The organism is Clostridium sp. (genome assembly GCF_017888565.1).
Classification (GTDB): domain Bacteria; phylum Bacillota; class Clostridia; order Clostridiales; family Clostridiaceae; genus Clostridium.
This window is the reverse complement of the sequence record NZ_JAGHFX010000039.1, coordinates 1-20,075: the sequence shown is the minus strand read 5'-3', so window position 1 is coordinate 20,075 and position 20,075 is coordinate 1. Positions and strand designations below refer to the sequence as shown.

Sequence of the window (20,075 nt, the reverse complement as noted above, 5' to 3'; positions counted from 1 at the left end):
ACTACAACTTTAATCCATTTACCTTTAACAATCTCATTTTCTAAGTTTTTTCTTGTACTTCCAGCACCAGCATTACCGTCTTTATAGAACCATACCCCAGCTTGGAAAGTTCCATCTATTTCTTGTGTTACTTTTTCAGGAATAAAGTATTCAAATGACATTGTAAATTCATCACCATATTTAGCTTTAACAACATTTGCCCCTGTATAAAGATAGATTACATTTCCTGTTGTAGTTGCATTTGTCCTAAGTATTTTTACTGATTTATAGCTGTCACAAAGAACATCTTCACTAATACTCATATTTTGTGTAGCATATCTCCATGTTCCACTTAAAGGTTTGCTAAAGTCAGCGTTTCCTTGTAGATTCCTTCCTCCTATCTCCATATTATCTACATTGCTCTTAAGACTATTAAAAGCTACCTCTAAACTTTGTCCAGTAAGATCTATTGCTACTTTACTAGCTTGTATTAGGCTAGTATTAGTATCTTTATTTAATCCAGTTACTAAACTAGAATAATTAATCTGTTGCTCTCCTATTGCATTATCTGCTACCATATTAGATTTAATTAATTTATCTGCAATAGCTTTTTCTTTGATTCCAGTATGATCTATAAGTGTTGTAGTACCATCTGTACCTCTCAAAATAAAATTAAAGTCTCCTGCTGTATCTTGTCCTAATTGTAATCTTACTTTATTAGATTTATCTTTAAATTGCATAGTAGGACCTACAATACTTAATCCACCATCTGCACTAGATAAAGTAATTTTATTTGTATCAATAGTTCCTGCCTTAAGTTTATTTAAACTAACATTCTCTATCATAGCATCTTTTATTACCGCATTTGCAATAACAACATTGCTAGATGTAAGGTTTAAAAACTGTCCGTTTTCTCCAGTTACAAAATTAGAAAGTAATGTTTGTAAATCCATTATAGTACCACTTGCTGTATCAAACTTTATATTTCCTGCTGTTAAATCTCCTATATAAGCTACATCAATTAAAGCTCTATTTATAAGAACTAATTCCATTACAACTCTTTCTACTTTTTTAGCAGATGGTCCACTACTAGAGAATTCATTTTTATTTTTATTTTCTCCTTTTGCAGATATTTCAGAAGTTAATCCACCTGTATAGATAAACTTTTGAGATAGTATAGGATGTTTTCTTACTACTCCCTTTTTATCAGTTATAGCTACTATATCCCCCACATCTATGCTTGGATCACCTTGCCATTTCATTGAGTACCCTAGATATTCAAATCCATTTAACTTAGTATAAATATCTGTAAGAATAGTATTATTAACCCAAGGATTCTCAAATTGAAGTTCCATAGAATCAACTCCTATAGAACCTTTACTTAGAATCTCTTCTCCAGATTGGCAAGATATTTTCCCTATCTTATATTTAGTTTCTTCTCTTTTATAATCAAAATAATTGGATGTTCCTATATCATAATTAATATTTTTAGGTGTAATTATAGCAAACTTACCTTCCCTAGTTATTATTGCATTTCCTCCACATAAACTAGCTACATATCCAAGGACTTCTCTACAAGAAAAACCCTCCAACTTTTTTACTGTATAAGCTGGAAGGTTTCCTGTAAATTGTACTCCTGTTATTCTTGTTAATTCACTTGCTACTTGTTGTAATGTTAATGTATCACCTAAAGTAGTTGTAAAGTTTCTTTCGAACTTCATCATGTTATCATAAGCAGTTATTTTAATTGTATAATCAGTTTTTTCTATATCATCTATGTTGTATATCCCCATAGGAATATACTCTATTTTATTACCCATTTTTAAGCCTATTTCTACTTTTATAGTGCTAGTACCATAAACCATATCCCCTTTATTAAGTAGAGTTAAATCAAGTGATTGGCTAGTTGTAGCACCTATCATAAAGCCATCAGATGGTTGTATATTCCCATCTATTATAATATCTACTATATCTTCATTTTTATAGACCTTATCTAATATTGTAACCTTACATTCAAAACTTCTTGCTGCTTCTTTTATTGCTGTCTTATAAACTGTACTTGTTGTATAAATAATTCTCCCTCCTTTCTTAGATTTTAGAAGGACCTATTTAAACATATAATCTACTATTATAAGTTCTCCAGGAGTAATATTTATATCTGCATTAACTTTGTCTAAGTCTATAACATGTATATCTACTTCCGTTTCTATTTCAAGGATTTCTTTTAGATCACTATTGAAATTATCTATGTCAGTTATATTAATAGTTCCATCTTCCTTAGTTTTTAATTTTCCTTCTTCGTCTTTCTCTCCATACTTCTCTATTAGCTTTTGCCTTTCCTTGTTATATACAGCTAATTCTCTATCTATCTTTGTTATATTTTTAGATAATGCATAACTAAGTTTGATAGGTAACTCCATTTGTGTTAATTTACTTAAAATACCTATGCTATTTACTAACTTCTCATTACTTATTTTCATTAACTATTCCTCCTACTTCTCTATAAAATTCATTTTTAGACCTTGCCATTTAACTTCTCCATTAATAAAAGAATATGCAGGAGCTGTTCTATCTCCTACATACATTGTTTTAGTTATCATTCCAGATTGAGGATCTGGAAAAGTAACCGTAAAAAAAACTCCAGATACTGCATTTAATATCGGAGCTATTTCACTTTGGGATAATGGTCCCCACTCTAAATTTAATTTTCTTTTAACTGCTATTCTATCCCTTATAAGTTCTCCATTTGCATTTCTATTAGATTCTCCATCTAAATCACTTATTGTTGGTTCAAAAACTTTGGGAGTAGCAATATCTACTCCGTTAATTCTTATCAATATTACCACTCCTTTATACTGGTATTATTGTTATATTGCCTTGCCTTTGCATTTTTCTTAATTGCTTAAGTGCTACTTTACCTATTACACTTCCATCTATTTGTAGGATTAAATCTCCATCACCAAAGCTATTATTAGAATTAGATATATTCATTCCTCCTAATCTTTCCATAAGCTTATCTGCTATTAAACTTAATGCCTTAGTATCACCTTCTAATGGTACAACTGCTTCCTTCTTGTGGGTTTCCCCTATCATTGCCAATGTAGGTGAATCTATTAATCCTCCTTTTGCAAGCATTGGTATTTTAGGAATACTTAGTCCAAAATGGGAACCTCCAAACTTTGGAACCCAATCTGGAATATCTACAGATATACTATTTATTCCTCCTATAGCACTATTCACCAGAGATATTACAGCATTTAATGGCGATTTAATTAATGCTCCTAATCCTCCCATTATTCCACCGAATATATTTTTTACTCCATTCCATGCTCTAGACCAATCTCCTGTAAATACTCCTGCTACAAAATCTATTATTCCGCCTAATATTCTCTTAAGATTATCTATTAAACTTCCAATAGTCTTAAATGTATTTCTAAAGCTATCTAAGAATACATTAATTATAAAGCTTACTAATGGCTTTAATACATTGTTCCATAAGAATATTAGTATATCTATAATAATTTGCACTGCTGGCTTCCATGCATTGTAAATATCAATTATACCTTGTATAGCCTTTATAAATGTATCTACTATAAAGTTCACTAATGGCTTTAAAACATTTTCCCATAAACTTTTTACAATATCCATAACAGCCTTAAAAGCCATTACTAAAACATCACCAATTATTTTTGTTAATGGTTCTAATACAGTTTTCCATAAATCTAATAAAAACTTTCCAAAAGGTACTAAAGCGTCATTCCATACTTGTAATGCTTTCTCTTTTAAAAATTCAAATGCTGGTGCTAAGAACTCTTTTATTGCTCCTGCTATTTCATTTACCTTATTTCTAAATGTTTCACTACTTGCATATAAAGATGTAAATGCTACTATCAACGCTATTATACCAGCTATTATTAAAATTATAGGATTCGCCATTAATAAAGCCCATAGTCCTGCAAAAACTTCTTTTACTTTTACTATCCATTCGACCACTTCTACTAATATTAGTAACGTCTTAAATCCTGCAACAATACCAAAAATTAAACTTATAATCCACCTTATCAGCTCTCCATTAGAAGACAAATAATCTATAAATCTTCTTACTGCATCTAAAATAGGATTAAATCCCTCGGCTGCTTTTGGTAAAAGACCTATAAACCAATTTAGCACTGGTAATATAAACTCTCTATAAATACTTGATGCTAATTTAATTAAAGATAAGCCTATTCTAGTTATATTTTCTATAAATAGTTGTACTGGAGGACTTTCTAAAACTTTGTATAAGTTCTTGAAGGTATTTTTTGTGGCATCAATAGATTTTTTTATTTCTGATATTACACTAGCACCATCTTTGGCCCAAGCATTTTTAAAAGGTTGAAATATAGTTGCAAATACTTTTTTAACCTTTTCAGCAAGTTCACTCATAGCTCTATCTACTGGAGATACATCAAGTGGAGGTGCCACTAATGTTGGTATATCTCCGCCACTATCTCCACTATCTTTTTGGGAATTCAAGGCATTTATTTCATCAAATCCCGCTAAGCCTAATGCATCTTTGGCATCTTTACCAGCTTTCTTTGCACTTTCTCCATAAGCCCCCATAGCTGACTTTGCATCTATAAGCCCTTGAGTTGCTTGAACACTTTGTTGATATGTCTTCCCGAATAAGGCACTTACAAAACTAGCTATATATGTTGTTAATGTTGCTAATGCACTCATTAAAGCATTAATAGCTGGCAATATAGCATTATAAATCGGTGTAAATGCAACCATTAAATTAGTCTTTATTTGTGCTAATGAAGTTGCAAATTGTTGATTAGTCATTAATGATTGTCCTAATGATGTAGCCATAGCTGTTATTCCTCTAATAACTAATGGAAATATCATTCCCCATGTTATCATTGATCTTATAATCATTTTTAACTGACCATTCATTCCGCCTACAGTATTTGATGTTTTTTTAGCTCCAAATCCTAAAATATTAAATGCATTAGATAACTTGGTAGTTTTACCTAAAGTTACATTAGCTTGTTGTCCAACCCTCCCAATATCTCTCGCAAGATTATTAGTACCAACACTTGCTAATCGTGTGTCTAAATCAGCTAATTTAAATCCTAGCTTATCAGATTTAGCTATTAAACTACTTATACTTGCTTCTGTTTTTAATATTTGCTCTTGTATTTTATTTTTAGTTGAAACATTAAATGTATTATTAAATGATTCTTTTAATGTTTGTAACTTCTGTCTTTGTTGCTCTATTCTAGCATTCACAATATCTAAATCTCTTGCAGTGCTATCAATTTGAGTTGTTAAAACTTCCTTATCTATACCTTTACTTCTAGGTGGTCCTCTCAAACTATTTGCTTTAGGTATATTCACTACATTAGGCTTCATCAATTCTTGTTTAGAAAACTTAATTGGTGGTAATTTAGTGTTTTTAATTGATTCAAATACTGATTTCATAGTTGCCTTAAGATTAGTTCTCATCTTACTTAATGTAGACTTAATACTAGAATCTAATGTTTTAATACTATTATTTGAACTCTTCTTCATCTCATCAAACATTGACTTAGTACCATTGTTTAATGATGCTTTTAAATTCTTGGCTATAATTCCACTTATAGAACTTATCTGCTTTCCTAAATCTGATTTAACTTCAAGGTCTAGACTGATTTTACCTACACTATCGCTCATAACGCTCTCCTTTCCTGTAAAATAAAAGCACCTAGATTTTTAATCTAAGTGCTTTTATTAACTGATTAACTTAATAATTTATTTTTTTGTTTATTAAATTCATCTTGATTTATTATGCCATCATCTAATAATTTTTTAAATTTATTTAACTCATCTGCAATACTCATTGACGATATATCATTCTCTATAATAACTTTTTGTTTGAAATTATCTATATAAGCTTTTAGCTCTATCGCCTTAGGATAATATTTCTTGGTTAATGCAATACTGAATATATCATCACTTTCAATTTTACCACAATTAAATTTATCATGTTCATTCATATGCGTTGTAAAATGTAGGTATCCAGCATTTAAAAATCTAGGTTCTCTTATAGTTACCCCTAATACATCTTTTAAATTTATTGTTGTAATAGAACCTACTTCTGACTTAATAATTAAATTTTCTCCTTCTACTATATAAGTACGAAACATTATTTTAAGTTCTATTTTATTCATATATACCCCTCCATTAACATTTATGTTAATTTCAGTATATACTATCCAAAAGCCTTTGCAAATATTTCTTGTACCTTTTTAATTTCTTCTTCTTTTTCTTCATTTGACATATCTCTAATTAAATTATTTCTCTTTCTCCAATCGTTACGAATTTTATGTTGCTCTGGAGTGAAGTTCTTAATCATTTCCTTATCTTCTTCACTTCTTATCGAAACAACTTGACCTAAAGGAGTTTCCGGCATTATTCCCTTTAATAATGTTGAAAACTCACTCCATGTCATATCCGGTTCATTCCTTAATCTAATTCCATATTGTGTAGTAAAAGAAGCTTCTATCAAGTCAAAATCATCAAATAGATCATACCATTTATTTTCTGGGCGTTTTCTTTGCCTTTTGTGATTCCTTTTCTATTTCCTCTAATTCTACATCTGCTATAGCTGCCATAATTGTGTTTACTATTGTATTGTAACTAGGCATACTCAATTCCAATCCTTCGATATAATCAAAGGCTTCTTTTCCTAAAGCTACCTTTATTATATCCTCTATCCTATCACTATCTTTTATATTTTCATCTTCTGCTATAGCCATTATTCTAAATGCTGCTGCCTTACTATTATTAATTTTAAATTCATGCTCTGCATCAAGTTTTACTACTGGTTTTTGATTACCATTTTCTAATCTACTTATAATATCATATACTCTTGCCATCTATATCATTCCTCCTATGAACCACTTGGCGCACTTGCACCAGGTGTATATGTTGGCTTTCCATCACCTTGTAATTCAAATTCAAGCGGTGCAACATTTGTAGAATCAGCTCCACCAATATTTTTAACATTAATAACACAGTTAAATACTAACTTAGCACCATCTGGGAATTCTATTTCTCCCTTTGTACTACAATCTAATCCATCTTTCCACGCAACTGCTGCCACATAGTCATTACCTGGATCACCTACATTTCTCTTACCATTTAATCCTATACTAAACTTTTTACCTGTCATTAAACTTCTTGCCCATCCTGCTGTATCCATAGGTGTCCATTCTTCTACTGTTCCATCTATACTAATAGAGAATGTTTCCATATCTGCAATAACAGCCATATCTGCTGGTGCTGTACTTGCTTTCCCCTTAGTTCCTATTTTGAACTTTAAATTATATACTGGAAATACTCCACTAAATGCCATAATTTTATTACCTACCTTTCATGATAAATTATTGTTTCTATTACATATTCAATAATGCCCTCTGAGTCAGTTCCAACATAAATAGGAGAATCTGTTTTCATCTTAAATTGAATAACTCTTTTTCCTCCTATTGTTCCATCTTGACCAAAGAAAGCATTATATACTTCTTGTGCTTTTAATTCAGCTTTGTTACTGTCTTTTCCCCAATGTACTAAAATAGAAATAGATTTAGTGGTATAGCTTGTATTTTCTAAACCTCCTAAAGCCATTCTAGGTGCTGGACCTATTGAATTGTATATTGTTATACTTTCTTCTTTAGTTCCTCCCATTTTATTTAAGTACCATTGTGGACATTCTATCTTTTCTTTTAAATATTCTCTTATCTCACTTAATAACATTAATGTATCAACCCCTTACTAAGTTGCTTAAAGAACATAGAATAAGTGTCTATAATGAATTTCTGCTTATCTCCTGTTAAGTAAGCTTCCATCCACTTTCCTTGTGCATTAGCGTTTTTATCTTGTCTGAAATTATATTCTGGATGCCAATATAAGCGCCTTGCATATGGAGTATCAAACACTATCCTTGCTATAGAGTTCTTTATTTCAGATAAATCTACAAACCCACTTCTTTCAAGTTCTCCAGTATCTTTAGGAACTACAGCACTAGTTCTTATATCACTTAATACAGCTTCTGTTGTCATTTCTAAAGCTTTTCTATGTGCTTCAATAAGTATGTTAATCTTAGCGTTATTAAGCTCTATATTTACTCTTACACCCATTACTGTAAACTAAGCTCCGTACTAAATACTGTTCCATCTGGATTCAATGGCCTTTCAATAGAATAAATCTTTTTCTTTACTCCATTTACTATTACATAACCTTCAAATGGTCCATTATAAATAGCTCCTTCTATAACAACTTTACCACTAAGAGTAATTAATTGTCTTTCAGCATTAAGTACTTGTTTAGATTTATCTGTATAAATACACTTACCTTCAAAGAGTTTCTTTTCCTCATAATCTCCATCTGTATTAGTTCCTTCAAACCATACTTCTATAGGTGTATTTGCTAACCACTTTGGAAAAGGTAATTTTAATCCCATACTATAACCTCCTACAAGTTAATCCAGTTTGTTTGAGATAATTTAACACTTCTTGTGTAGTAGTTATTCCATTCACCTTATTAGCATTAAAACTAACTGATGTACTTCCTGCACTAAAACCACTTAAGGGCATATCTATATAACTTCCATACTGTTCTATAAACTCTGCATGAATACATATAGCTTTCTTAACTTTATCCTTTTGAAAATCAGTAAGATTATTAAATCCTTTTGCATTAATTCTGCTATAAGTGAGTATATCAATCTGATCTGATGCTCTTTCCAATTTTTGATTTATAGAAACCTCTGGAAGAATAGTTCCTCCAAAGGTATCCTTATAATATGTGCTGTCTACATAAGACATTTAATCACATCCTTAAACTAAAAGAAGGATACTAATTAGCACCCTTCTTTAATTCCTTAATATCTTCTTTAAACTTTTTATTTTCATTAGTAAGCTTTGCTATCTTTTCTTCTAAAGCTTTGTATTCTTCATATGATACTGTCTTGCCAGCTCCATATTCTATTACAGTTCCATCATCTTCTGTAATATCATAGCCTTGTGCTTGATACATAGACTTTTGAGTTTCATCTATCGTGTAGACTTTATTCCCTCTGGTTGCCTTCATATTATCCCCTCCTAACTTTCTGCTTCTGCATTGATAGCAATACCACAAGCTTTATTTTGGATTAAGAATGTATCTCCATAGTTTCTATTTTGGAATACATACTTATCCGCTGTTCTTGAATCAGTACCAGGTGTAAATACCTTGATGAATGAGTATTTATTTCTAGTTACTTGACATGATGGGTGTATAAGGATTATATTAATTTGTTTTGCATCTGTTGCAGGAATGCATCCATTAGTAAAATCATACTTAGTTTTAAATCTAGCACTAGGCACTTTTACTATAGTAACATCATCTAATGAATAAACTCTTCTGTCTACTCTTCCATTATTACTGTTAACATCAGTATTTCTTGTTAATCCTTCTGCATTTTTAAGTAATTTATTTATAGCTGGTGTTACATATAATATTCTTCCCTCGCTTGGTACACTATTATCATCCATCTTTTCCATTTGAGTATCAAACCAATCTAGAACATTAGCTGTAGTTAATGCTGTATTATCAATAACAGCTCCATCTGCTGCATAAGTTTTAGCTTCTGCATATAACTTAGAGTATCTATAAGAATCTCTTTCTGGAATTGCTTGTTCTGTTTCAAATACATTTTGGATATTTGCCATTTCTAATGTAAGATTAGTTTCATCAATATCCATTGGATCTAAAGCAAATTCTATATCTCTATCATGAGTTAGTTTCTTTGGCTCCCAATCATTAGCGATAGTTCCAGTATTAAATCCCATTGAACTTCTATTATGATCCTTGTAACCACTAACTGTAATTTTAGGTAATTTAATTGTTTGCGCATTGATAAACTTAACTTGTGGATTAAATTGCTCTAATGCATAAGATGTTAATTCCCTCGCATATTTTTGTTGTAATTCTCTTTCAAATTGTTCAGCATAACTATATACTGCCATTAAAAATCATCTCCATTTCTTATTATTTATTTCCGAATATTGATGCTAATGCATCTTTTGTATTACCTTTTGTTTGCTCTACTCCAGCACCAACCTTAAAGCCTTTATTATCTTCCTGTTGTTGCTGTTCTCCCTTAAAGCTTGGATATTTTTCTAGCACCTTATCAATAGCTTGTTCAATGTTTAATTCATCTGTAACCATTGCTTTTGCTAGTATAACTACATCATCTACAGAAGTTGCTATAACTCCCTTAGATAAACAAGTTACTTTTGCTTCAAGTGCTGTTGCTTTTTCCTCTGCTGCTATTCTAGCTTTTTCAGCATTAGTTAAAGCTTCATTTTTCTTTTCTTCTTCTGTCTTTTGACTTTCCTTCCACTCGTTATAAGCCTTTAATTCCTCTTTAGAAAGTTGATTTTTCTTTTCTCTGGCTATTCTCTCTTGAATTAACTTATCAACATCAGCTTGTGTAAAAGTCTTTTCTTCTTGAGTAGTTTCTTTTGTATCTGTTTTAGTTTCACTAGTTTCTTCATTACCGGTATCCGCTCCACTACCTGCCCCATTATCAGCTTCCATAAGTCTACTCATTCCTAATCTCTTTCTAAGATTACAATTTGATAAAAACATAAATACCTCCATTTATAGCCTGTCGGCTGTTAATTCCATGCACAGTTTAAAGCCTTAAGCAAGTTTTGGGCATAATAAAAGCACCTACATGCGTAAGTGCTTTTAATTTAATTAAGCTAGTAACATATCATCTAAATAGTAATATATTCCTTCTAACTCTTCATACAACCAATTCAATGTATTTTTTAAATTCCTATAATCTATAAAATCCCATTCACTAAAATATAATCGTCCCTCTTTACTAATCAAATATCTCCATATTTCACAATGAGTATCATCTGCTTGCAATTCCTTAAGTAATTTTTTTATTTCATTTTTTTCAACTTTATTAATTAAACTAGTATTATTAAAATAATTAAATATATCCTTATCAATTTTATCCCATATAGTTAATAAATCATGACCTCCAGAAGGTAACTTTCCACAAACTCTAAAATAAATATGCTTTAAACTTATCTCTATAGAATGCCTATATAAAAATACTATTGGAAATATATATGTATCAAGAATATCGATTCTACCTTTATTACCTTGTTCTATCACTCTATCAACAAGAACATTTGCTGAATTTTTGTATCCCTTCTTCACTCCTTGTAAAGATAGTGCCTCATCTTGCCATCCTATATATGCTCTTTCATTTGGATCTTCGCCTTCAATAAATATTTTTCTTTTCATAACTCCCTCACCTCAAGAAAATTATATCATTCTATTATAGATTAAAAAACTATAATAAAAGCACCTACTATTTAACTTAGTAAGTGCTTTCTAGAAATCTAAATCTAAAAATGTATCATATTCTTTTGCTAAATTTAATGCTTCTTTAAACTCAGCATATTTATCATCTAATATATTTAAGCAATATTGTATTTTTTCTTTAGGTATTCTTTCTGATTCAAAATCATCTATCATCAAATCATACTTTTCATTTATTCTATCAAATACTCCGCCATCTTGATATAATTCTTCAAATTCTGAATTACTTAAGTGGATCACTTTAATATTATTAGATTCTTCTACCCCGTACTCCAATTCTTCAATACCTTTTTTATTTAATGGTACTGACATACAACGTACTCTATCCATCAATTCTCACCATCCTTATTTTTAAAATGTGTTAAAGCTTCATACTCTTCTTTACTTCTTCCCTTTTGCTTACCATTCTCTATTTTATTAGAAACATTATTACCATTAATATCTAAGTATCTTCTTTTACCCTTTAAAGTTAAATCCTCTATCCTAAAATAATTTCCATTAGCATCATATACTATTTGAATATTAGATATATCACTTTTATATAAAATCTTCCCTTTATTTAGTTTCTCTATAACTTCATAATCCGGAGTAAATTTATTAATAGTTTCTCCAAGACTTGCTTCTTCCCAATACTTAGAAAATTCTTCTGCTCTATTTGCTCCATCTCTCTTTATCTTAACTCTTTCATCATACTTTTTCAAATATTCTTTATGATCTATAGGATTAAATTCTTTTACTTCTGTCCTATTACTATTTATTCTTAGCTCATTATTCTCTTTTATGTGCTACTTTAATTTGTTTTGTAATGCTCTAACATTGTTTGCTGCTTTTATTTTATTTTCTTCATCAACTGAACCAGCTTCAATCCTTTTCCACTTTCTTATTTGCCTTTCTAAAGTTCTTTGCTTTTGTTCTGCTTCATATACCTTTATAGCTTTTTTACCATCTGGTACTACTGGTAATGTAGTTATACCAGGAAAATAAGTAGTTAATGTATGTCTACAGTTAGGGTGTAATAGTCCCTTTTCTATAGCTTCACTTAATAACTTATATTTTACTTTATGTTTATCTATATATTCTTTGCTAGGATGACTAAATATATCATCTATTAATATTTCTCCTTGCCATGGTTCACACATCTTGCAGGTATTTCCATGAGCTGAAACAACTATTAAATGTATTCCGTATTCATCCCTTTTCTTACCTTCCCCTAATAATGTTGCTCTATGTGATGCTGTTCTTAAACACATCTCTGCATAACTTGCTATGTTTACTCTAGCTCCATTCTTATACTCTATACTATTTATTCCTTTATCTAAGAAGTCTTTAGTTGCCATGCCTATAGCTTGATTTAATGTCTTAGCTCCATTCTGTAAGTACATATGGGATTTAAATATAGTTTGTCTATATACATCATCCATCTTTCTAAGAACTGAATATTGAGCTTTATTTAAATCATTATTAACTGTTTTAATTAGTGCTTCTAGTTTCTTTTCATTAACTCCAAAGAATTTTTTTTCGTGCGGTATAGCTCCTGGACTACCTAACGCTTTAGCTATATGACCTTTTAATGTAGAAGTATCAATATCATCTGGAAATTCTATTGATTGATACTCTTTATTTCTCCATCTAAGTACTTGTTTTACTTTATCTATAAACCTAGCCACTACATTTTCGCCTTTGCTGAAATTACCTTGTAGCTCTCTGTCTATCGCTTCTTGAATAGGCTTATTATATTTACCTACTATCTTTTTATTTCTGGCTCTATATTGTTCCATAGCTCTTAATTTAGATAACTGCCATTGTTCCCACTCGAAACCTTCCTTCTCTTGCTCGTTTTGATGAAAATAAAAAGCCCTACGCATACTAGAAATTAAATCAAGCTCCATCTGCTCGAATATCTTTCTAATATCATAAGACTTCTCTCTTTCTTTGGCTGCATTATCCTTAATAGATTGCTTAGTTATATTCTTAAGTATTTCTCCTAATTTACTAGGCTTATTCTTCTTGACCATCTTAATCCACATCCTCTGGATCATCTAAATTATTATAATCTTCATCATCAACCGCTTTAGGTTCTTCTACTTGAATCATTCCATTTTGTTCTTTTATTCTTTGTACTTCTTCTGCTTTTTCTTCATCTGCCATTGTATCCCCATAAAGTTCATCAACTACTTTTTCTATAGACATTATTCCATAAGATTTAGCTTTACCTACTATCTCTACCACTGTATCAAAACTAGGTGATGCATATTCCCCAAAAGTAATTGATACTTCATATTCTCCTGGAGTTTTCTTATTAAGTACATCATTAGTTTTTAATATTATTTCCACCAAATGTGGTATTACTTCTGTTAAGGTATCAACTATCTTATTTCTAGTATATAAAGTGGTCTTTTCTTTTTCTCTTTGTGCTTCTGCATTATCTGTTTTCTTAAGGTCTATGCCTAATGTAGAAGGACTTATAATACCTTGTAAGCACATATCTATTGTATTAGCATAACTTTCTACATAAGCTAAATAATTAATATCAGCTTGCTTCATATCTATTTCGTTCTTGCTATCTTCTGAAAGACTAGATCCTATTTTAATAAACTTATTATCAAAGCTATTAGGCTTCATTAATTGACCTGTATCTGGATTCTTAGGAATTAAGTCCTCTGGAATATACTTTTGTACTCTTCCATCTCTTATTGCATCTATCCATTGGCTAATAACTTCGTCTAATGCATCAAAAGCATCTGACTTACTATCAAAGATACTTTTCCCCCTACCTTCCCACTTAGGAGATTTAAAGAACATCAATGGAACTGCCATTATAAAGTCACTATCATAAGTTACTTCTTCTAATTCTGCTGTTTCTTCCAAAATATTTAAAGGTACTTCATTATCTCTATCATCTACTAGAGTATATCTTACATATCCTTTCCCATAACTCTCAATAAGCTTATATCTCTTATTATCCTTATTGTAGTAAGTAAAGAACTTAACTTCTTGTAATCTTCCTCTCTTGACTACATATTCAACTCTATCAGCTTCAAAAAATTCAATAATAGGGTATTTAGATATTTCAGTATCTATAGATAATTTAAATGCTCCATCTCCAGAAACTAATACTTTTGTAAGAACATCTCCTATATCATCATCAAACTTATTATCTTTTCTTATTTCTTCCCATACTTTATTGACATCTTCTCCAGTAACTTCAATACTATCTATATCAGCTACAACAATATCACTAAGCCTATCAGCTATCATAGCAGGCATACCACTATGTATTTTCCTTATGCTTAAATTCTCTGATGGTACTGCACTCCAGAATCTCGCTTTATTAACTGGATCACTACTAATATTTTTAAAGAATTGTTCTAGTTCATAAGCTTCACCTCTGTACCATAACTTATTTTTTATTAAGTTAGTTTCGTGAGTATAAGCTTCTTGTATAGTTATTTGATTTTGCATAGCTGGTTGAACATTCAATAATTTTGATACCGCTTTTGTCATCATATTTTTAAACCACCCCACTCTTATTCCTCCTTGTAATCTCCTATCATCTTTCTAAAAGGTATCCACGCATATTGACTAGAGTTAATTGTATGGTCATTACTATCTTCTGGTTCATACTTGTCTTCTTTCCATGAATAGCTTTCTAATTCTCTTATATGGTTAATACAATGGTCCAGTACATAATAAAATATCTTTCCATTTGTATTAATCCAACCTAACATGAAATGTATTCTATCTATAATTGTTACTTTCTTATATGAATTAATAAAGTTATATAAACAAGTATTAGTTCTTTTAAATTTCTTAAGCTCCATTATTGTTGCTTGGTCTGCACTATCTACAAATACATCTCTTGCAAATCCCCATTCCTTTCTATTCTTTTCTAAAAATAAAAAGAACCTAGGAGCTATATCACTAGGAGCTAATGGTATTGATAAATCTTTATTGTTATGCACTTCTTCATCTAATACTACTATTTCTTTTTTATCTGTAATACCTAAGAATGTCATCGCAATAGTATCTGGACTTTCTTGTGAATATGATGTATCTAATCCTGCTGTAAACTGAACAAACTTTAATTTCTTATCTTGAATTTGTTTCTTAACATCTTCCTTAGACTTAACATTATTCTTTCTTTCAAAGTTAGCAAAGATTAAACCTGTTGCCCTTCCCCTAAGTCCTAGTATTTTATTCTTATAAAGCTTAGTGCCTTTAGGAGCTGATAACTTCTTTTTCTCTATATCTTCCTCACTTAAAGATGCATTATCATAAAAAGAAAAGAACCAGTATGTCCAGTTCTTCTTTTCTTCACTATTTAATTGTTCTAATATCTCATTAGGTACATCTTTTCTGTATTTTTCTAATGGTCTACTGCAATTTATAAACTCACTATAGATTGGTAAGTTAGGATCATCTGGATTAAGAGTAGCCATGAGATAATCATTTCTAGTACATATTTCTCTAACAAACTCAATACTCGCTGTGTTAATTTCATCTATTAATACACAACCAAATTGAGAACCTAAAGCCATTTTCCACTTATCTACGTTGTCATATCCTAATACATAAATTATCTTTTCTCCATTAGATGTATTATATCTAATATGAGGTATTTTATTATCCTTATCTCCGTTACCATTATATTGGACTAACTCTCCAAATACATCTTTAATTCCATATTCTTTTTGAATTATATTCTTTTCAGCTACCCCAGTAGTTTTAGCTGCTATAACGTGCATTTTCTTTTTAGACTTAGCAACATTTAACATGAATTTAGTAATTCCTACTGTAGTTTTCCCTGCTGCTGTTGTACCTTCTAAAAACTCTACCGGTGCATTATGTTTCAAAAAGTCTTTGTATTTAGGAGATAATTTATATTCATCTGACACTAGGAATCACCTCCAATTTGTTTAATTTCGCATTACCTTATACGAAATAATGCTTTTATAATTTAAAGTTTAGTTATAATAAACTAAATCTACTAATTTTGTAATTAGCAAATGGCTTAACTACGTTGTTTATGTTAATTTCGTTAAATTATGATTATACGAAATTATTCATCTTCTCCTAATTGTTCTAAGATAGAATCTAGCTTAGCTGTAGAATTTATATTTGCATTAACATCTGCTTCGACTTTTTCCACAAACAATCTATATCTCTTACCCAGTAGCTCTGCAGCTTTATTTCTATCTTTAGCTGATATATCTTTCTTAACTATTCTTGCTGATGAACATCCTTCTCCTTCACCCTCTACAACTACAACTTCTTCTGTGAGTTCATTTCTCATTACTGCTGTAAGGTATTTCATAACTTCTGTTGCATCTGCTATGCTTTCATCTTCTATTTTCTTAAGTTGTTCATCAATATAATTTTTAACCTTAACATTTCTTAACATTCTAACTGCTGCTGAAGCTGCAACGCTATCTTTCTTTACATTAGGATAAGCCTTCTTATATGCTCTAGTAGCATTAAGGTCTAGCAAGTATTCATTTACAAATATCATTTGTTTATCTGTTAGTTTGGCCATTAATGCCACCTCCTTTTACATAGAAAGAAAAAAGAACTCATTATCCAAGTTCTTTTTTCTTTATTATCATATTTCTTAATGCACTTCTACCTCTATCTGTAAGAACCATGCCTTCATTACTTTTGGCAATTATTATCTTTATTAAATCCAATGCATCAAATTGATATTTAATAACATTAAAATCATCTTTATTAATTTCTATGGAATCATATCTTCCATCTACTAATCTATTTATTGACTCCTTTATAATATTCATTGCAGCATTTATGGTTTTAGGCAATTCAAATTCAGGTGCTATCATCATAAACAATTGATTCCATGTAATACTTACTTGCCCTTTTTCATTTTCTTCATCATAATCATAGCAATCATATATATAATTTATTGCTATCTTATCATCTCCCTGTGCAATATCTTTAATTTCATTTTTTTCTTCTAACTGAGATTCCAAATATTCCACTCTATCTTTTAATTCATTTTTTTCTTTTCTTAATTTCTCTAATTCAATTAATGTTTCACTATTAGTTGGAGTATTACCTTTTATCCATCCATCTCTTGGGTTCATTCTAAATGCTTTTGATAAACTGTCATGAACTCTATATTTAAGCTCCATTTTTTCATCCCAAAATTTTGCTAATCTATTCTTCATAGCATTCTCTCTAAATTTCAGTAATTTTTCTTTAAGTTCTGGATTATTATCAGTTTGTGAAGCAGGTATATTTTCAATATCTTTCTTTGCAAATACCAAAACTGGTATCCCCTTTTCCCTTGCATATTCATATTCTTTTTCTGTGAAGCTTTTCCCATCATCTGATAATGAGCCATATCTTCCTGCTATTACTAGAATGTAATAATCACTTTGATCTATAATAGTTTTAATATATTCAAATTGCTCTATATCAGCAGCTGGAAACATTTCCATTCCAGCTGGAAAACAATCTAAACTTAATATAGCTTCCATAACTTCTTTACGCTCTTCTTCTAAATCAGCAAATGTTGAACTAATAAAAACTTGATATCTTTTATCCACTTCTCATCCCCCTTTATTTTACAATTCTACATATAACTATAAAATCCTTCAAAAAAGCACCTATTAAATAAATATTTTAACAAGTGCTTTCTAAAAAGGGTATTGAGAATTTATGAGAGTGAAAGAGATAGTAAGAATTGAACTTACACTTATAGGTTAACAGCCTATTGTTCTACCATTGAACTATATCTCCATGTTACACCTACCTTCTCAAGGTAGGTGCTATAAATATCGGAGGACAATCCACAATGAAAAACCCTGTCCTAGTTTTCCATAATATGAGTATAAATCATATAATATATATTTTTTTCTCAACCTTTTATCATTTTTTTATCATCTTAGGAATGTATTCTCATACTCTGCTATTACTTCTACTAGTTCTTCTCTTTTTCTATATGCTGTAGCTTGTGCCATATTTAACTTCATTGATATTTGTAATATATTCTTTTTATCTCCATACTTAAGTTCTAAAAATCTCTTATCTTCTTCGCTTAACAAATCTATATTCCTATTCATGTATTCTATATATCTTTCCATATCTCTTATCTTAGATTTATACTTTAATATCTTCTTAGTTTTTTCTAAATGTTCTTTTTCTAGCCTTTCTATTAACTTACACATTTCAGCTTCTGCATAACCTGTCCCAGTTGATGATGATTGAACTCTTTCTTGTATTCCAGTTCCATTTTGATAATAGTCTATAGTTACATTAGAATGTCTTATATCATATTCTATTGTTCTTATATCTCTTTCTAACCAAGTTATATCTTCTTTAATTCTATATATTTTCTTTTTACTCTCATAATATCTATATAACTTTCCTTCTGTCTTTCTAAATAGCTCTTTATCCAAAGGCTCCCTCCTACTATAAAATTTTATTTAAAAATAGATTAATTTACATTCATATATTTCCTTATCATTTTCATAATAAGGTTTTTTTATCATTTTTAAAAAGCAATTTGGTGGTAAGATAATCTCAAGCTCTGACCTTTTTGATATATCCTCAACGTAAATTCCTTTTGCTCCTGAATTAACATATATTTTTAAAATATTCTTCGTATTTTTAAACTCATTACTATCATTAAACTTACTTTTATTAAACATATCCATTGTTAGGCTCGTACTCATAAAACCCTTTTCTTGTGTTGGAATCCCTAATGATTTATTATTGTCTATTAATTCATAAATAAATTTTTCTGATACTGCCCTATAAACAACAATATTATCTGGTATTCTAGGTGCCATACAAATTATAACTGATAACACTGAAACTAAATCCAAATAGATAGTTTCCTTTTGTTTAAATCTTAGATAAGAATTTATATCCCTATGAGCATACCCACAATACATTTCTATAGCTGCATAAGAAGTAGAAAATTTCTCTACTATCTTTTTGGTTTCCTCCATATTCTCCATATATTCATTAGCCCATTTACTATAACTTTTTTTCCCCCATGCTTTAGCTTCTTCTTTCTTAAAATTAATATAATTAGATTCATCAATATCGTTACTTATTTCCCCATATGTCATTTTCTCTATAATCTTAAAAAAACTATTAACCATACTTTCTCCTTCAACTTAATTCTTAATAATTATATGTTAATATCTAAAGAGAAGTATATCAACTTGTTTATTAAAATGGCATTGTTCCATTATCCTCAATCAGCATAATATCATCATAGAAATTATCATCTTTATTGAAATTATTGCTTGATATATTATATTGATTATTGTTGTTGCCTTGTCCTATAAACTCAAATGAATCTACTACTATATCAGTTGTATATCTCTTAGTTCCATCTTTAGTATCATATGAGCCTGTTCTTATACTTCCTGTTACTGCTAGTTGTCTGCCCTTTGTAAGATATTGTGCTATTGCTTCAGCTCTCTTATTAAATACTATACAATTAATAAAATCTGTTTCATCCTTTTTAAAAGGTCTTGTTACTGCTAAAGAAAATCTAGTTACTGCTGTTCCAGTTCCTGCTGCAAAATTAAGTTCTGGATCCTTTGTTAATCTTCCGATAAGTATTACTTTATTCATCTTTACACCTCCTATTTTTCCTTCTTATTTTCTGTAATTCGTAATAATCTATAAATCCATATTCATCGCCATACTTTAAATTT

The 20,075-nt window shown here is 30.0% G+C and carries 25 protein-coding genes, 1 tRNA gene and 1 pseudogene; all 27 read right to left on the bottom strand.

The features are described from left to right. Positions 1–1,901, bottom strand: a pseudogene (locus tag J7M87_RS06790) (hypothetical protein); the annotation flags it as partial. Between the two features lie 183 nt (positions 1,902–2,084). Beyond that, a complete protein-coding gene (locus tag J7M87_RS06785; protein ID WP_291649946.1) occupies positions 2,085–2,459 on the bottom strand; it encodes a hypothetical protein in 375 nt (124 codons plus the stop codon). A gap of 12 nt (positions 2,460–2,471) precedes the next feature. Continuing rightward, the gene (locus J7M87_RS06780) at positions 2,472–2,825 is read right to left on the bottom strand and encodes a DUF6711 family protein (protein ID WP_291649944.1); all 354 of its coding nucleotides are present in this window, start codon (positions 2,823–2,825) and stop codon (positions 2,472–2,474) included. A gap of 4 nt (positions 2,826–2,829) precedes the next feature. Continuing rightward, the gene (locus J7M87_RS06775; RefSeq protein WP_291649942.1) at positions 2,830–5,673 is read right to left on the bottom strand and encodes a hypothetical protein; all 2,844 of its coding nucleotides are present in this window, start codon (positions 5,671–5,673) and stop codon (positions 2,830–2,832) included. A 65-nt stretch (positions 5,674–5,738) separates the two neighbouring features. Then, the gene (locus J7M87_RS06770; protein WP_291649940.1) at positions 5,739–6,170 is read right to left on the bottom strand and encodes an SHOCT domain-containing protein; all 432 of its coding nucleotides are present in this window, start codon (positions 6,168–6,170) and stop codon (positions 5,739–5,741) included. 41 nt (positions 6,171–6,211) lie between these two features. After that, positions 6,212–6,508, bottom strand: a complete 297-nt coding sequence (locus tag J7M87_RS06765; protein ID WP_291649938.1) for a Gp15 family bacteriophage protein — start codon at positions 6,506–6,508, stop codon at positions 6,212–6,214. 28 nt (positions 6,509–6,536) lie between these two features. Then, positions 6,537–6,878, bottom strand: a complete 342-nt coding sequence (locus J7M87_RS06760) for a hypothetical protein (RefSeq protein ID WP_291649936.1) — start codon at positions 6,876–6,878, stop codon at positions 6,537–6,539. 14 nt (positions 6,879–6,892) lie between these two features. Continuing rightward, positions 6,893–7,357 carry a hypothetical protein gene (locus tag J7M87_RS06755; RefSeq protein ID WP_291649934.1) on the bottom strand — a complete coding sequence of 155 codons (465 nt, stop codon included), beginning with the start codon at positions 7,355–7,357 and terminating at the stop codon, positions 6,893–6,895. Between the two features lie 11 nt (positions 7,358–7,368). Then, positions 7,369–7,755, bottom strand: a complete 387-nt coding sequence (locus J7M87_RS06750) for a minor capsid protein (RefSeq protein WP_291649932.1) — start codon at positions 7,753–7,755, stop codon at positions 7,369–7,371. Then, positions 7,755–8,138: a hypothetical protein gene (locus J7M87_RS06745; protein WP_291649930.1), complete on the bottom strand. Its 384-nt coding sequence runs from the start codon at positions 8,136–8,138 to the stop codon at positions 7,755–7,757. The genes J7M87_RS06750 and J7M87_RS06745 overlap by 1 nt, the downstream gene beginning before the upstream one ends. Continuing rightward, a complete protein-coding gene (locus J7M87_RS06740) occupies positions 8,138–8,461 on the bottom strand; it encodes a hypothetical protein (RefSeq protein ID WP_291649928.1) in 324 nt (107 codons plus the stop codon). Before J7M87_RS06740 ends, J7M87_RS06745 begins: the two co-directional genes overlap by 1 nt. A gap of 1 nt (position 8,462) precedes the next feature. Continuing rightward, positions 8,463–8,825: a hypothetical protein gene (locus J7M87_RS06735; RefSeq protein ID WP_291649926.1), complete on the bottom strand. Its 363-nt coding sequence runs from the start codon at positions 8,823–8,825 to the stop codon at positions 8,463–8,465. A gap of 31 nt (positions 8,826–8,856) precedes the next feature. Beyond that, complete coding sequence (locus J7M87_RS06730) at positions 8,857–9,090, bottom strand: hypothetical protein (protein ID WP_291649925.1); 234 nt, start codon at positions 9,088–9,090, stop codon at positions 8,857–8,859. Between the two features lie 11 nt (positions 9,091–9,101). Beyond that, positions 9,102–10,007, bottom strand: a complete 906-nt coding sequence (locus J7M87_RS06725; protein ID WP_291649923.1) for a capsid protein — start codon at positions 10,005–10,007, stop codon at positions 9,102–9,104. A gap of 22 nt (positions 10,008–10,029) precedes the next feature. Further along, entirely contained in the window at positions 10,030–10,632 is a 603-nt protein-coding gene (locus J7M87_RS06720) for a hypothetical protein (protein WP_291649921.1), read from the bottom strand. A gap of 111 nt (positions 10,633–10,743) precedes the next feature. After that, a complete protein-coding gene (locus J7M87_RS06715; protein WP_291649919.1) occupies positions 10,744–11,307 on the bottom strand; it encodes a hypothetical protein in 564 nt (187 codons plus the stop codon). A gap of 90 nt (positions 11,308–11,397) precedes the next feature. Then, positions 11,398–11,715: a hypothetical protein gene (locus J7M87_RS06710; protein WP_142691629.1), complete on the bottom strand. Its 318-nt coding sequence runs from the start codon at positions 11,713–11,715 to the stop codon at positions 11,398–11,400. Continuing rightward, a complete protein-coding gene (locus tag J7M87_RS06705; RefSeq protein ID WP_291649915.1) occupies positions 11,715–12,086 on the bottom strand; it encodes a hypothetical protein in 372 nt (123 codons plus the stop codon). The genes J7M87_RS06710 and J7M87_RS06705 overlap by 1 nt, the downstream gene beginning before the upstream one ends. Positions 12,087–12,170: 84 nt before the next feature. After that, the gene (locus J7M87_RS06700; protein WP_291649913.1) at positions 12,171–13,400 is read right to left on the bottom strand and encodes a phage minor capsid protein; all 1,230 of its coding nucleotides are present in this window, start codon (positions 13,398–13,400) and stop codon (positions 12,171–12,173) included. Position 13,401: 1 nt separating this feature from the next. Beyond that, positions 13,402–14,910, bottom strand: a complete 1,509-nt coding sequence (locus tag J7M87_RS06695; RefSeq protein WP_291649912.1) for a capsid protein — start codon at positions 14,908–14,910, stop codon at positions 13,402–13,404. 2 nt (positions 14,911–14,912) lie between these two features. Beyond that, entirely contained in the window at positions 14,913–16,280 is a 1,368-nt protein-coding gene (locus tag J7M87_RS06690; RefSeq protein ID WP_291649910.1) for a terminase family protein, read from the bottom strand. Between the two features lie 164 nt (positions 16,281–16,444). Then, the gene (locus J7M87_RS06685) at positions 16,445–16,918 is read right to left on the bottom strand and encodes a terminase small subunit (protein ID WP_291649908.1); all 474 of its coding nucleotides are present in this window, start codon (positions 16,916–16,918) and stop codon (positions 16,445–16,447) included. A gap of 40 nt (positions 16,919–16,958) precedes the next feature. Beyond that, a complete protein-coding gene (locus J7M87_RS06680) occupies positions 16,959–17,948 on the bottom strand; it encodes a DUF4062 domain-containing protein (protein ID WP_291649906.1) in 990 nt (329 codons plus the stop codon). A gap of 122 nt (positions 17,949–18,070) precedes the next feature. Then, positions 18,071–18,141: transfer RNA gene (locus J7M87_RS06675), tRNA-Asn, on the bottom strand. A gap of 140 nt (positions 18,142–18,281) precedes the next feature. Beyond that, positions 18,282–18,800, bottom strand: a complete 519-nt coding sequence (locus J7M87_RS06670; RefSeq protein WP_291649905.1) for a transcriptional regulator — start codon at positions 18,798–18,800, stop codon at positions 18,282–18,284. Between the two features lie 27 nt (positions 18,801–18,827). After that, on the bottom strand, positions 18,828–19,511 hold the full coding sequence (locus tag J7M87_RS06665; protein WP_291649903.1) for an ADP-ribosyltransferase: 684 nt from the start codon (positions 19,509–19,511) through the stop codon (positions 18,828–18,830). A 70-nt stretch (positions 19,512–19,581) separates the two neighbouring features. Then, complete coding sequence (locus tag J7M87_RS06660; RefSeq protein ID WP_291649901.1) at positions 19,582–19,992, bottom strand: single-stranded DNA-binding protein; 411 nt, start codon at positions 19,990–19,992, stop codon at positions 19,582–19,584. Positions 19,993–20,075: the final 83 nt, after the last annotated feature.